At 39.0% G+C, this 14,157-nt stretch carries 11 protein-coding genes and 1 pseudogene; 2 read left to right on the forward strand and 10 right to left on the reverse strand.

The annotated features are described in order from the left end of the window. Positions 1 to 2: 2 nt before the first annotated feature. From lgt to ACVIJU_RS17445, 4 genes are all read right to left on the reverse strand, one after another. The gene (gene lgt / locus ACVIJU_RS17430; RefSeq protein WP_456687809.1) at positions 3 to 788 is read right to left on the reverse strand and encodes a prolipoprotein diacylglyceryl transferase; all 786 of its coding nucleotides are present in this window, start codon (positions 786 to 788) and stop codon (positions 3 to 5) included. 25 nt (positions 789 to 813) lie between these two features. Then, positions 814 to 1,749: an HPr(Ser) kinase/phosphatase gene (gene hprK, locus ACVIJU_RS17435; protein ID WP_063389176.1), complete on the reverse strand. Its 936-nt coding sequence runs from the start codon at positions 1,747 to 1,749 to the stop codon at positions 814 to 816. A gap of 139 nt (positions 1,750 to 1,888) precedes the next feature. After that, entirely contained in the window at positions 1,889 to 2,806 is a 918-nt protein-coding gene (locus tag ACVIJU_RS17440; RefSeq protein WP_063389177.1) for a metallophosphoesterase, read from the reverse strand. Positions 2,807 to 2,869: 63 nt separating this feature from the next. Beyond that, the gene (locus ACVIJU_RS17445; RefSeq protein ID WP_063389178.1) at positions 2,870 to 3,229 is read right to left on the reverse strand and encodes a phage holin family protein; all 360 of its coding nucleotides are present in this window, start codon (positions 3,227 to 3,229) and stop codon (positions 2,870 to 2,872) included. 237 nt (positions 3,230 to 3,466) lie between these two features. On the opposite strand from ACVIJU_RS17445, the gene sda reads away from it, so the two are divergent. Beyond that, positions 3,467 to 3,622: a sporulation histidine kinase inhibitor Sda gene (gene sda, locus ACVIJU_RS17450; protein WP_094245206.1), complete on the forward strand. Its 156-nt coding sequence runs from the start codon at positions 3,467 to 3,469 to the stop codon at positions 3,620 to 3,622. Positions 3,623 to 4,324: 702 nt separating this feature from the next. On the opposite strand, the gene ACVIJU_RS17455 is transcribed toward sda, so the two are convergent. The 4 genes and pseudogenes from ACVIJU_RS17455 to ACVIJU_RS17470 form a co-directional block, all read right to left on the reverse strand. After that, positions 4,325 to 5,053 carry an amino acid ABC transporter permease gene (locus ACVIJU_RS17455; RefSeq protein WP_429653088.1) on the reverse strand — a complete coding sequence of 243 codons (729 nt, stop codon included), beginning with the start codon at positions 5,051 to 5,053 and terminating at the stop codon, positions 4,325 to 4,327. A gap of 26 nt (positions 5,054 to 5,079) precedes the next feature. Next, positions 5,080 to 5,778 (reverse strand): amino acid ABC transporter permease, encoded by a 699-nt coding sequence (locus ACVIJU_RS17460; protein WP_235600504.1) that lies wholly within the window; start codon positions 5,776 to 5,778, stop codon positions 5,080 to 5,082. A gap of 86 nt (positions 5,779 to 5,864) precedes the next feature. Further along, the gene (locus tag ACVIJU_RS17465) at positions 5,865 to 6,719 is read right to left on the reverse strand and encodes an amino acid ABC transporter substrate-binding protein (protein WP_063389181.1); all 855 of its coding nucleotides are present in this window, start codon (positions 6,717 to 6,719) and stop codon (positions 5,865 to 5,867) included. 63 nt (positions 6,720 to 6,782) lie between these two features. Then, positions 6,783 to 7,499: pseudogene (locus ACVIJU_RS17470) on the reverse strand (amino acid ABC transporter ATP-binding protein). Between the two features lie 193 nt (positions 7,500 to 7,692). Between ACVIJU_RS17470 and ACVIJU_RS17475 the strand changes: the two are divergent. Next, a complete protein-coding gene (locus ACVIJU_RS17475) occupies positions 7,693 to 8,856 on the forward strand; it encodes an acyl-CoA dehydrogenase family protein (RefSeq protein ID WP_456687810.1) in 1,164 nt (387 codons plus the stop codon). Between the two features lie 435 nt (positions 8,857 to 9,291). Here the strand turns inward: ACVIJU_RS17475 and uvrA are convergent, their stop codons facing one another. Both uvrA and uvrB read right to left on the reverse strand, forming a co-directional pair. Continuing rightward, positions 9,292 to 12,168 carry an excinuclease ABC subunit UvrA gene (uvrA, locus tag ACVIJU_RS17480; protein WP_063389183.1) on the reverse strand — a complete coding sequence of 959 codons (2,877 nt, stop codon included), beginning with the start codon at positions 12,166 to 12,168 and terminating at the stop codon, positions 9,292 to 9,294. Between the two features lie 6 nt (positions 12,169 to 12,174). Further along, entirely contained in the window at positions 12,175 to 14,157 is a 1,983-nt protein-coding gene (gene uvrB / locus ACVIJU_RS17485; RefSeq protein ID WP_063389184.1) for an excinuclease ABC subunit UvrB, read from the reverse strand.

A 14,157-nucleotide genomic window follows, 5' to 3' on the forward strand; every position in this document is an offset into this window, starting at 1 on the left:
TTCTACTTTTTTAGTCTCCGGTAAATTATAAGAGCAATTGCACTAAGAATAAGTAAAATCGAAATGACCTGTGCCATTTTTACCGTTTCCGTCAGCATCAAACTATCAGTTCTCATGCCCTCGATAAAAAATCGCCCGATCGAATACCAAATAACATATGATAAAAACAGCTCTCCACGCCGCAAATTAAACCTTCTTAGCAAAATTAAGATGACGAACCCAGCGAGATTCCAAATGGATTCATATAAAAAAGTCGGGTGATAATATTGTCCATTTATATACATTTGATTAATGATAAATTCAGGCAAGTGGAGATTTTCCAAAAATTCTCTTGAAACAGGTCCTCCATGAGCTTCCTGGTTAATAAAATTCCCCCATCTGCCGATCGCCTGCCCTAAAATAATACTCGGCGCAGCTATATCAGCCAGTTGCCAGAAAGATAGTTTTTTTACTTTTGCATACACAATCCCGGTTGCCACAGCACCGATTAACCCGCCGTGAATGGCAAGGCCACCATGCCAAATTTTAGGGATTTCCGAAAGATTTTCAGAATAATATTCCCATTGAAAAATGACATAATAAGTTCTGGCACATATAATCGCAATAGGAATAGCAAACAATGCAAGATCGATAAATATATCTTTATGAAGACCTCTTCTCTCCCCTTCACGCATCGCCAAATATAGGCCGAGCAATGCGCCGATTCCTATAATGATCCCGTACCAATGAACTTGTAATGGTCCTAGCTGAAATGCGATTGGATCAATGGGCTGAATTGCCTCTTTCATTCTCTCATCTCTCCTATTTCATCAATTAAAAATCTTCGTGATCTCCATCTTCGATAACATCCGCCAATTTATTTGTAAATTGTTCCGCCGCATTGAATCCCATTCTTTTTAACCGGAAATTCATTGCCGCAACTTCAATAATAACAGCCAAGTTTCTTCCAGGACGTACAGGAATTGTTAATTTTGTCAGTTCTGCATCCAAAATTTTCATTTTCTCTTCATCGAGTCCTAAACGGTCGTATTGTTTGTTCGGATCCCATAATTCCAAATCGATGACAAGGGAAATTCGCTTATGACTGCGGACGGCTCCTGCACCAAACAATGTCATCACATCAATGATTCCAAGACCGCGGATCTCTAAAAGATGGCGGATCAATTCCGGCGCACTGCCGACTAATGTATCCCGATCCTCCTGACGAATTTCAACACAATCATCTGCAATTAAGCGATGCCCTCTTTTCACCAGTTCAAGAGCAGTTTCACTTTTGCCTACCCCGCTTTTTCCTGTAATTAAAACACCCACCCCGTAAATATCAACAAGCACTCCATGTACAGCTGTCGTTGGAGCAAGCTTGCTTTCCAAAAAATTGGTTAAGCGGCTTGACAAGCGGGTCGTTTTCAATGGTGAGCGCAGCACTGGAACATTTGATTTTTCAGATGCCTCAATTAATTCCGGCGGAGCCTCCATCTCTCTTGACACAATGATTGCCGGTGTTACATCTGTACATAGCTGCTCCATCCGGCTTTTCTTTTCTTCAGGCGTCAATTTTGCAAAAAACGTAAGCTCCGTTCTTCCCAGCAGCTGTATACGCTCTTTTGGATAATATGTAAAATAACCAGCCATTTCAAGACCAGGTCTGGAAAGATCACTTGTAATAATGGGCCGGCTGATTCCCTCTTCTCCGCTGATCAATTCAAGTTGGAATTTTTCGATAATATCTTTTGTACGTACTTTCGACACGAAGTCTTTCCTCCTTAGACTTAAAAAACTTTTTTCATCTTTTTATTGTAGCACTTTTCTTTTTGGCAACAAACATCTTTCATCAAGGACATTCATTGCTTAAAAGCAGAGACAAGGGCATCGGAGCGAAAGATAAAGGCTATTCAATCCAAAACTCTTCTTTTTTAGGAGAGAAAAAAAAATGCTTGTTGGAATAAGGTGAATATGCACGGACATAAAATTTGGAGCGACTCGGAAAATAATGGAGCAAGCGTAAAAAGCCTTCTCCTCCTTCAGGAGCCCCCTGATAGTCCGCCAATAATTCATAAACAATCCGATCAGGAGTCCCATCATGATCATCATCAATTTTTGTTTTTAATAACTCACTGTCATCATAATGGCCGCTCAAAACGATTTTTACATTCGGATTCTTTTTGACGATATTGCGAAATATACGATTTCCAACCAGCGTTCGTTTTCCATTTTTATGCAAATATTTATGGACAGCTATGATTGCTGTTCGGTCTGAATGACGTTTTAAGACTTCGTTCATCCAGCTGATGCTGTCTTTGTCAACATGCCAGCCGATATACAAAAAAAGAAAATGTTGATGTCCGAGCGTAATTAAATCATAATGCCCTCGATTATTCCGATATCCCCCACCATAATAAGGCTTCGTGAAAAAACGATCTTTACCAAAATATTGATGAAACATTTTATATGATTTTCCGTTTACTAAATCGTGATTGCCCGCAAGCACTCCATAAGGAATAGACACCTGTTCCAGTTTTCGGAACATGCGGTCTGCTTGAACCCACTGCTGTTTCTTTTCCGCACGGTTGACAATATCACCGGTATGAACAACATATTTTATATTCCAATTATCGCGATTTTGCACAATCCAGTCCATTTGATTACGAAAAATATGAGGGTATTTTTCCGAATAGTATTGAGTGTCTGAAAGCCATACGATCGTGTAGACGTTTGAATCATTTGGCGAAGCTGCAAGCTCAAAGCTAGGAAATGCGGGAGATAAAATCATGAAAACAAAAATAATAAGAGGAAAGATTTTTTTCATTTATATCACCTATTCGTATCATTCCCGAAACGATAGGAGATATGAATGAAAAAATCTTTTTCATTAGTCTTTAAAACGGTTCATAAACACCAATTGAATGAGCAGATTCAAAAACGAAATGAAGATGGAGGCGAGGAGGGCAGTTCCAAAGCCATCAATATTAAAGGCATCTCCCATTATTGCCTGGGCAATCATCAACGTAACTGCATTGATGACAAATAAAAATGTTCCGAGAGTAAAAACCGTAATCGGCAATGTCAATAATATTAGAAACGGCTTCACAAAAACATTTAACACTGACAAAATCATACTGGCTACAATAGCCGCTCCAACTCCGCTTAAATAAAACGAATCAAAGAACCCAGCTACAACAATCAAAATCAGTGCATTTAATAAAATGCTTGTCAACCATCTAATAAACATCGAAATTCGTCCTTTTCACTTTCTATTTACAAATTATTATAACACTTTCTATGTGAAAGTATGAAACAGATTGACATTTTTTCACTATTTTGGTAACATTCTTTACACAAATGGGAAAGGAGTTGATAGGCTTTATATTTTCTGAATTTTCATATTTTGCTCGCCCTAGACGACTCGTCTTTCTGTCCTGACGTAAACGTTTGTTTATTTTAACAGAAAGGAGGGGCAGCAGTTCAAATGAACTCATTGTATCTTTTATCTGATTACCTGTTAATGAAAGCCTATTATGAAGCCATTCAAATCGAGGCTAGTGAAGAGTTTATCGTTTTATTAGAAGAAGAAATTGTTAGAAGAGGAATTGTCCTTTCCTCTCCTAACATAAATGTACAATAAAATTAAACTCACGGAGAAAATTATACCATTTTTTCGTTATTTTGTAAAATGAATTTTTCTTGAATTGGAATGGATGTTTCATGATCGTTTATATAATTTTTTCTGAAAGGGGTTGTTACATAAGCAGAAAACTGACTTATGGACAGCCCTGCATACGTTATGACACAATGTAAGAAAAAGGCCGTTCTCCTTTCTCGAACGATGTCAGGGCATTTTTTCATGCTAAATAAATTTAATTTTTTGCTAGAGAAATATGTTTTCATTTATTCATTAGCACAAATTGTGTGCAATTAGTTGGAAACTGGCATTTGCAATGAACGCAGCTTTTGTACAAAAGCTGCGAATTTTTCATTTGTCCACCAAGCAATTATCACGAAACGCGCACTGCTGTATCATATTAGTCCACACTTTGTTCGCAGCACAATTCATACTTTATATAGGAAAAATTTGACCAAATCGTATCTTCATCTATAAAAGAAACTGAAGGACAACCGAAAATTTAAATCGTGCAGCAACTAGTCCGAAAAGCCATGAAGCGATCAAGGGATAAATTTAAAACAATTAATTATCTCGACCTAATTTTTTTGTAAAAAGACCCCACAACGTGCAATGTTTACACATGTGGGGCTTCTTTTTTTCAATTGGTTCAATGTCATTTGGGGTTTTTTTAATATTTCCGTAAATTAGGAAAATTCCATCCGATTATGCAGTTGTTTTTAGATCCATCCGTTTTTCATAACGGCTCATTTTCTTTTCGAGTTTGGCAAATATGACTTCACATACCCAACAAATAATCCAGTAGATGATCGATGCAACTAAATACATTTCTAAAAATTTATATCCATTATTTGCTATAATTCTTGTAATGGCTAAAATTTCTACGACTTTTACAGCAAAAGCTAAAGATGTTGCTTTGATCAGTCCAATAAACGTATTGCCTAAATTCGGAAAAGCCACAACGAACGCTTGAGGCAGGACGATTCGATATAATCCTTGTGCAGTTGTCATGCCGACTGAGTACGCAGCTTCCATTTGTCCAGCGTTTACTGCATTGATCGATGCGCGGAATATTTCTGCCTCATAAGCAGCTGTATTGATTGTATAAGCAATTAATGCATAAAGCATCGTCGGAACTTCATCCGCATTTAAATTCAATCCGAAATGACGATTAAGAAAATCAAACAATACCGGAACACCGTAGAAAAAGACGTACAATTGGACAACTAACGGTGTTCCCCGAATAAAAGAAATATAAACGATGGACAATTGATTTAGTACAGGAACTTTATATATTCTGCAAAGAGCAATAAGCAGCCCGAATACAAGTCCAAGCACCATTGCAACAATGGCAATCGTCAATGTCACTGGCACACCTTTTAACACTTCAGGCACTTGCTCTAAAGCAAATTTAAAATCAATAGTTGTTGCCACGAGTTATCACGATCCTTAGCAAAAAATTACTTAGATAAACTAACTCGACCTTTTTTAAACACTTTTTCGGCATAGCCGATAATACCTTCAATGAGGATACAAGTACCCCAATATACAAGAGAGATCACGACATAAATCTCAAACATTCCCATACCATGATTATTCCCTAAGATAATTCGAACTTGCCCCATAATATCAATAATACCGATCGAAAAGGCAAGTGATGTATCTTTTAACAATTCAATAATATTATTGCCTAAATTAGGCAATGAAATGACAAAAGCTTGAGGCAAAATAATTCTCCTTAGAGCTTGTGTATACGTCATGCCAACGCTGTATGCTGCTTCTAATTGCTCCGTGCCGACAGCTAAGTAAGCTGAACGGATAACTTCTGATAAATAAGCTGCTGTATGAAATGAGAATGTAATAATAACAAAAACAAGTCTGTTCCAACTATTAATATCAATATTAAAAACTAGCAATAATTGAGGCAGTCCGAAATAGACAAGAAACAGCTGAACTAATAACGGAGTACAACGTGTGAATGACAAGTAAAATGTTGCAATTCCATAAAGGATAGGCGGTTTTTGGATTCGAATAATCGCGATAATAACACCTAAAATTAAAGCGAAAAATAAAGATGTGACCAGCATGAACAATGTTAGAGGGAGCTTATCTAACACTTTCAAAAATAAATCTGCCCAATCTTGTAAACTCGTGTTAATTTTGCTCACCACCTTCATTAAGAAATATATACGAATTTAAATATACCGTATTGAATGATTAAATAATCATTCAATACGGTTTTTGATTATTTCTCGTATTGGAATCCTTCTTTTTTAATATAGTCAAGGTCTTTGAAAAAGTCTACACCAAACCATTTCTCAGCAAGTTTCGGAAGCGTACCGTCTTCAATTAATTCAGCAGTTGCTTTGTCAATTTTCTCAGCTAGTTCTTTATGTTTTTTGTTATAAACAATATAAACCGGCTCTTTCGAAACGATACCACCTATTTTCAAATCCAATTTCAGCTCTTTTTGAAGAGCATCAAATGTAGTTTTGTTCAAAAAAACAGCATCTGCTTTTCCTTCAGCAACACGTTTTAAGTTATCTGCTGCTGACGGATTTTCCATACTTTCAATCTCGATCGGATTATCTGGATTCTTTTCGTTGTACCCGTTTAAAATAGCACGAAGTCCACCGCTTGGCGCCATTGGAGCGAGTTTTTTATCCACCATATCATCTAACGATTTAATATCATTTCGATCTGATTTCGTCACTAATACAGTTAAAGAGTATCCATACTCATGTTCTGGATAAAGGAATTTCTGTTCTCTTTCCGGATTTTTGAAAAACCAGTTAATCGCAAAATCGAATTTTCCTGTGTCAACCCCGATTAAATTCGATTCTTCTTCTCCAAACGTATACTCAAACTTGTATTCTGGCAATTTCTTTTCAATTTCCGCTAAATAATCCATATCATAACCGATAGGTTTATTTTGATCATCCGTATATAAAAATGGTGGATTTACTTCATCACTTAATGCCACTTTAATCACTTTTTTGCCGTCATCAGTTTCTTTACTTTCACTGTTCGAACAACCAGCGATGACGAAAATAGATAAAATGAATAAAAAGAATTTTGTCCAAATACGTTTACGATTCATGCAGTAATTTTCCCCCCATGTAAATTTTAAAATAGTATATTCAGGCTCTATTAGAAGCCTTTTTTAAAATTGTTTTGTTCGCTCATGCTTTGGATGAACTAATATTTCTTCAGGCGGTCCCTGTTCAATAATGGCGCCGTCTGCCATGAACACAGCACGATTCGCTACTTCTCTTGCAAAGTGAATGTCATGAGTTACAATCACCATTGTTTTGCCTTCATCAGCAATTTTTTTAATAATCGACAAAACCTCTCCAACCATCTCAGGATCGAGCGCGGAAGTAGGTTCATCAAATAAAATGACGGAAGGGTTTAAAGCAAGTGCTCGCGCTATACCAACACGCTGCTGTTGACCGCCGGACAGCTGGCCAAGATAGTCATTCATTTTCTCTTCCAGGCCAACTTTTTTAAGTAAATCAATGCCAATTTTACGCGCTTTGGCAGCTTTCATTTTCTTTGCAACGATAAGACTTTCCATTACGTTTTCCAGCACCGTCTTATTTTTTAAATAAATTATTATGCTGAAAAACCATTGCGGTCTTTCGTCTTAGCGTTAAAATGACTTTTTTTGACGCATGTTTTCCTTCCACGGAAAACACATCAATAGTAATAGTACCTCCGTCAGGTCTTTCTAAATCATTCATACATCGAAGAAGGGTGATTCTCCCAGATCCGCTTGAATCGATAATAACTAGGACATCCCCTTTGGTTACTTTTACATCAATTCCTTTAAGAATTGAATTTTTTTAAAGCTTTTTTGAATGTCCTTTAATTCGATTATACGAATCACCTCTCTTTATTATCAAAAATATCAAAACATTGGGTTAATTGAATAATCTAAACTATAACACAACTATTCCTAGTTGTAAAGTATGAATTAAATTGTTATAATGGAAAATGTTCGTAAATTTAATAGTTCATTGAACCTATTAAAATATTAATCTGAACAGAGTTTGCTTAAGGAAGTGTGGAACGTGTCAAAAAAATTATTTGTGAAAACGGATGCGCAAAGATTGTGGATCGAAAAGCTGTTAAAGCATGAAGAGTCGTTTAAAAGTCATTCTAGGGAAAGCGATGAAAAGACAAAGTTTCCAAAAGAAAATATCCAAGCGCTTGTCAATATGGGGTATACGAAGCTCTCGCTGCCAAAAGAATATGGAGGCGGCGGCATTGGTGTAACAGATCTAGTTCTATTCCAAGAAACCATTGCTAGCTTTGATGGTGCTACAGGCCTAGCCATCGGTTGGCATCTGGGCGTCGTTGGGGAGTTGTATGAGAAAAAACTTTGGAGGGAAGAAAAGCTTGCCTCTTTTGCAAAAGAAATTTTAAACGGCGCTTTGGTGAACAGAGCAGTTAGTGAAGCAAAAACAGGCAGTCCAACCCGCGGCGGGCGCCCTGAAACGGAAGCAGTGAAAAGAGATGGCAAGTGGATTATTTCGGGCAGAAAGACATATACTACTATGTCACCTGTGCTGACACATTTTCTTGTATCTGCATGGGTTGAAGAAAAGGAAGGAATTGGATTTTTCTTAATTGAACGAGAAGCAAAGGGATTATCAATTGAAAAAAATTGGGACGTTATCGCCATGAGAGGAACAGAAAGTCACGATCTTGTGTTAGATAACGTTGAAGTAGCAGAAGAAAATTTTGTAGAGCTAAACCATGGACCGAGAGGAAATACAATAAATGGTTGGATTCTGCATATTCCCGCTTGTTATTTAGGTATTGCACAGGCGGCGCGTGATTATGCAGTGAAATTTGCGACAGAATATTCTCCAAATAGTATAAATGGAACCATTAGCCAATTGCCAAATGTACAAAATTTAATCGGTCAGATTGACTTAAAATTAATGAAAGCTAGACATTTCTTGTATAGCGTAGCGGAAATTTATGATGATGAAGCACGCCGTCCATACATTACAAACGAGCTTAGTGTTGCGAAGCATATTGTGACGAACTCAGCCATCAACATTGTCGATAAGGCGATGAGACTAGTTGGAGCAAAAAGCCTTCAACTGTCAAATCCGCTGCAGCGGTATTATCGTGATGTGAGAGCAGGGCTTCACAATCCGCCAATGGATGATATGACGATTTCTAAATTGGCTCAAACAGCCATTCAAGAAATGGAAAATAAATAATTTATATAATGCCTTCTTTTCACAGGGACTGATTTTAAAAAAGCTGATCCAAGGCCGTCAAATATTTTTTTTTGGGTCAGCTTTTTTATGAATTAGCAATGCATCAAAAATATTCAATACATTCGGTAATTGTAGACATCGTGAGCACAATAACTAAGACGCCGGAGAATCCGATTCATCGAGTCTTCAAAATGATGAATTTGAATGAATGATAGGAGAAACATCAGTTTATAAAAAAAGAGCCCTTTGTCACACAAAGGGCTCAAGCTCTGTTTTATGCGAAATGTTCATATATCAAAGAAAATCAGTATTTCCTCGATTTTTCGCTGAAAGGGCTAGTAAAAATCTACAACTCATCTCCTGAAAACCGATGGAGTAAAACCATCCGTTTCAGGAACATTCTTCGTCATTTAAAAGAGACTGGCAACAGCCTATTTAACTGTTTGCCGCTGCCTCTTTTTTCAAAATGAAATTTTTCATTCTCTCCCGATCCCGATCCAAAATCGGTTTTAAATATTTTCCTGTATAAGACTGTTTCGCTTCTGCCACTTCTTCAGGGGTACCCGTTGCAATGATTGTTCCTCCGCCGTCCCCGCCTTCTGGTCCAAGGTCGATGATATAGTCAGCTGATTTAATCACATCTAAGTTATGCTCAATTACAAGAACTGTATCTCCGTTTTCAACAAGCCGATGCAAAACCTTCAAGAGTCTAGCAATATCGTCAACATGCAGCCCTGTTGTCGGTTCATCTAAAATATACAGCGATCTTCCAGTAGATCTGCGATGCAGCTCTGAAGCAAGCTTTATCCGTTGTGCTTCCCCACCGGACATTGTCGTAGCCGGCTGACCAAGTTTCATATAACCAAGTCCTACATCGTAAATGGTTTGCAGCTTCCGTTTGATTTTTGGAATATTTTCAAAGAACTGAAGTGCGTCTTCCACAGTCATTTCTAAAATATCCGCAATATTTTTTCCTTTATATGTGACTTCAAGAGTTTCCCGGTTATATCTTTTTCCGTGGCATACTTCACACGGAACATATACATCTGGAAGAAAATGCATTTCAATTTTAATGATTCCATCGCCTCGGCATGCTTCACAGCGGCCGCCCTTCACATTAAAACTGAAGCGTCCTTTTTTATAGCCTCTTACTTTCGCTTCATTCGTTGCTGCAAACACATCACGAATATCGTCAAATACGCCGGTATACGTAGCTGGATTTGAACGCGGCGTTCTTCCAATCGGAGATTGGTCAATGCTGATGACCTTATCGAGATGTTCAATCCCTTTCATTTCTTTATAGGCACCAGGTTTTGTTTTACTGTTATTCAGCTTTTGCGCCAAGCCTTTTTGCAATATTTCATTGACTAACGTACTTTTCCCCGAACCAGATACACCTGTTACTGCCAAAAATACACCTAAAGGAAATTTGACATTTACATTTTTTAAATTGTTCTCGCTTGCTCCTTTTATTTCAATATACCGACCATCCGGTTTTCTTCTTTCGACCGGCAATGGAATGAACTTTTTCCCTGACAAATATTGTCCTGTAAGCGAACGGTCATCATTCATCACTTCTTTTGGTGTACCCGCAGCTACAACTTGACCGCCGTGCACGCCAGCTCCCGGCCCAATATCGATCAAATAATCAGCTGCAAGCATCGTATCTTCATCATGTTCAACTACAATCAACGTATTGCCGATATCCCGCATATTTTGAAGAGCACGGATCAGCCTGTCATTGTCCCGTTGATGCAAACCGATAGACGGCTCGTCCAATATATAAAGTACTCCTGTCAGTCTTGATCCGATTTGCGTGGCAAGACGGATTCTTTGCGCTTCTCCACCAGAGAGCGTACCAGCTGATCTGCTTAATGTTAAATAATCAAGACCTACCTCAATTAAAAAATTCAGCCGTTCTTTTATTTCTCTTAAAATCAAATTGGCAATTTTCATTTCTTTTTCTGTCAATGCCAATTGGTCAAAAAACTGATAGGCTTCACGAATAGATAATTGAGTGACTTGTCCGATATGGCGTCCGTTAATAAGAACAGCCAGACTTTCCTTTTTCAGTCGATGCCCTTTGCATGTCGGACACGGCTGATTCGTCATATATTTTTCCATTTGTTCACGTATGAAATCAGATGTCGTTTCTTTATAGCGCCGTTCTATATTGCGGACCACACCTTCAAATTCTACATAGCCTTCCCGGATTTGCCCGAAATCGTTCTCATAGCGAAAATAAATTTTTTCCCCGCCGCTTCCAAATAAAATTTTATCGAGCAGATGTTTCGGTATATCTTTAACTGGAATGTCCATATCAATACCGTAATGGTTGCAAACCGCTTGAAGAAGCTGCGGATAATATTGAGAGCTTGTCGGCTCCCACGGTGCAATTGCGTGTTCCTTTAATGTCAAGTTTTTATTTGGAATAACGAGATCCAAATCCACCTCTAGTTTTGAACCTAAGCCGTCACAAGCATGACAAGCTCCGTACGGGCTGTTAAAGGAAAACATCCGCGGTTCAAGCTCTCCAATCGAAAAACCGCAAATCGGGCAGGCATGATGTTCACTGAAAAGCAGCTCTTCGCCATCGATGATGTCAATTATGACTTTTCCATCACCTAATTTTAAAGCTGTTTCAATTGAATCGGTCAACCGGCTTATAATCCCCTCTTTCACGATCAGCCGATCCACAACGACATCGATGGAATGTTTTTTATTTTTTTCAAGAGAAATATCATCGGTAAGCTCCATCATTTCTCCGTCAATCCGCACGCGGACAAACCCTTGCTTTTTTATTTCCTCCAATGTTTTCACATGCATTCCTTTTTTTCCAGACACAACAGGCGCAAGAACCTGCAGTCTTGTCCGTTCCGGATATTCCATAATCCGGTCAACCATCTGTTCGATTGTTTGCGAAGAAATTTCTATCCCATGCACCGGACATGTCGGCCGCCCGACACGGGCAAAAAGAAGCCGTAGGTAGTCATAAATTTCTGTCACCGTTCCGACCGTTGAACGCGGATTTCTGCTTGTCGTTTTTTGATCAATCGAAATGGCCGGCGATAAGCCTTCGATCGCATCGACATCAGGTTTATCCATTTGTCCTAAAAATTGGCGGGCATAGGCAGATAAAGACTCCACATATCGCCGCTGTCCCTCTGCATAAATTGTATCAAATGCTAAAGAAGATTTACCCGATCCCGATAAACCTGTTACAACGACAAGCTTGTCTCTTGGAATCGTGACATCAATGTTTTTTAAATTATGAGCGCGTGCACCTTTTACAACAATTTTATCCATTGCCATATCCAATCATCCTTCCGCTTTCAGCTCCAAAATTAGATCGCGCAATTCAGCAGCTCTTTCGAAATCTAATGCTTTTGCAGCTTCTTTCATTTCTTTTTCCATACGGGCTATCAGTTGTTCTCGATCTTTTTTCGACATTTTGTTCAGCTTCACAGCCTTTTCCGTTTTATATTCTGCTTCATCTTCCGCTGCATATGTCGCCCTAATTACATCGCGAATATCTTTTTGAATCGTTTTTGGCGTAATGCCATGTTGACGGTTATATTCCTCTTGAATCGCACGACGCCGTTTTGTTTCGTTTATGGCGATTTCCATCGATTTTGTGATTGTATCAGCATACATAATGACATGCCCGTTTGCGTTCCGAGCCGCCCGTCCGATTGTTTGAATAAGAGAACGTTCCGAACGGAGAAATCCTTCTTTATCTGCATCTAAAATTGCAACGAGAGAGACCTCCGGAATATCAAGCCCTTCCCTGAGCAAATTGATCCCGACCAACACTTCATGTTTGCCAAGGCGCAGGTCGCGGATAATTTCAATGCGCTCGAGCGTTTTAATTTCGGAATGGAGATATGTCACCTTAATCCCGATTTCCCGCAAATAATCCGTTAAATCTTCCGCCATTTTTTTCGTTAATGTGGTCACAAGCACCCGCTCATTCCGTTTAACCCGCTTTTGAATTTCGCCGATTAAATCGTCTATTTGCCCTTCAACAGGTCGGACGTCAATGGTTGGATCTAAAAGTCCAGTCGGACGGATAATCTGTTCAACAACAACCGGCGTATGCTCCAGCTCATACGGCCCAGGGGTGGCAGAAACATAAATGACATGTTTCATATGCTTTTCAAATTCCTCAAATTTTAACGGACGGTTGTCAAGTGCTGAAGGCAAACGGAATCCATGATCGACAAGCACTTGTTTTCTCGCCTGGTCGCCGTTGTACATCCCGCGGATTTGCGGAATCGTCACATGCGACTCGTCAATGACGATCAAAAAATCATCTCCAAAATAATCTAAAAGCGTATAAGGAGTCGAACCGGGCGGTCTTAATGTAAGATGACGGGAGTAGTTTTCAATCCCGGAGCAAAAGCCCATCTCCCGCATCATTTCTAAATCATATCTTGTCCGTTGCTCGAGCCGTTGCGCTTCCAAAAGCTTTCCATTCTCCCGCAGTTCATGCAGCCGTTCCTCAAGCTCCTTTTCAATATTAGCAATGGCAATTTTCATTTTTTCTTCTCTTGTCACAAAGTGTGATGCCGGGAAAATCGCTACATGCTCCCGCTCTCCAATAATTTCGCCTGTCAGCGCATCAACTTCACGGATACGGTCGATTTCATCTCCGAAAAATTCCACGCGGATACAATGTTCATCGCGCGAAGCAGGGAAAATTTCCACTACATCCCCGCGCACGCGAAAAGTTCCCCTGCGAAAATCTACATCATTTCTTTCATACTGCACATCCACTAAACGGCGCAGCAAGTCATTGCGCTCGATTTCCATTCCTGTACGAAGACTTACGACCAGCTCACGATATTCTTCTGGCGAACCTAAACCATATATGCAAGAAACGCTTGCGATAATAATAACATCTTTCCGTTCAAACAATGCAGAGGTGGCCGAATGTCTTAATTTATCAATTTCATCATTAATGCTCGCATCTTTTTCAATATACGTATCTGTTTGCGGAACATACGCTTCCGGCTGATAATAGTCATAATAGCTGACAAAATATTCAACTGCATTGTTCGGGAAAAATTCTTTAAACTCGCTATACAGCTGTCCGGCTAGCGTTTTATTATGGGCAATGACCAGCGTCGGTTTGTTCACTTCTTTAATCACATTGGATATCGTAAACGTTTTGCCAGTTCCAGTTGCACCTAACAATGTCTGATGTTTTTTTCCTTGCCTGATTCCCTCCACCAGCTCTTTGATAGCTTTCGGCTGATCTCCTTGAGGCTGGTAATTTGAAACTAATTCAAACCGATCCAT

The sequence above is a fragment of the Aeribacillus sp. SP014 genome (assembly GCF_054055575.1).

Coding starts and splice junctions, on each gene's coding strand:
- lgt (WP_456687809.1), bottom strand. CDS start 788: ATGAAAGAGGCAATTCAGCCCATTGATCCAATCGCATTTCAGCTAGGA.
- ACVIJU_RS17440 (WP_063389177.1), bottom strand. CDS start 2,806: ATGAAAAAAATCTTTCCTCTTATTATTTTTGTTTTCATGATTTTATCT.
- ACVIJU_RS17445 (WP_063389178.1), bottom strand. CDS start 3,229: ATGTTTATTAGATGGTTGACAAGCATTTTATTAAATGCACTGATTTTG.
- sda (WP_094245206.1), top strand. CDS start 3,467: ATGAACTCATTGTATCTTTTATCTGATTACCTGTTAATGAAAGCCTAT.
- ACVIJU_RS17465 (WP_063389181.1), bottom strand. CDS start 6,719: ATGAATCGTAAACGTATTTGGACAAAATTCTTTTTATTCATTTTATCT.
- uvrA (WP_063389183.1), bottom strand. CDS start 12,168: ATGGCAATGGATAAAATTGTTGTAAAAGGTGCACGCGCTCATAATTTA.
- uvrB (WP_063389184.1), bottom strand. CDS start 14,157: ATGGATCGGTTTGAATTAGTTTCAAATTACCAGCCTCAAGGAGATCAG.